Below are 431 nucleotides of genomic sequence, written 5' to 3' on the forward strand. Positions count from 1 at the left end.
GTCATCATCTTCCAGACCGTCGGCATCTATAGCGAAGAAGTGTTCAGCACCCTGTTGCGCTTCCGCGTCATGCTCGTGGCCTGGGCCGCAGCGTTCAGCTTCCTGATCTTCATGCATCAGGGCATGGGCCTGTTCAATTACCTGGAAACCAAACACCTGGTGTTCTGGTTCTGCACCAGCGCCGTCCTGTTCGGCGCAGAGCGCCTGGCCATGCTCGCGCTGTTCCGCCGCCTGATGGCGCGGGGCATGTTCCTGCAGAACGCAGTGATCCTCGGCGGTACCGAGAACGGCCTGCGCGTGGCCGAACACCTGCAGAACCATCGCGACATCCGCACCGGTGTGCTGGGCTTCATCGATGACCGCCTCGAGCGGTTGCCGAAGGAACTGGCCAACCTGCCCCTGCTCGGCAACACCCGCGATCTGGAACGCAT

General features: G+C 62.2%; 1 protein-coding gene. It reads left to right on the forward strand.

Features of this window, described 5'->3' with window-relative positions:
* A partial coding sequence (locus tag ACU8YC_RS28400) for a nucleoside-diphosphate sugar epimerase/dehydratase (RefSeq protein ID WP_446896445.1) occupies positions 1-431 on the forward strand: 431 nt, incomplete at both ends.

Source organism: Citrobacter sp. VF227 (assembly GCF_052950715.1).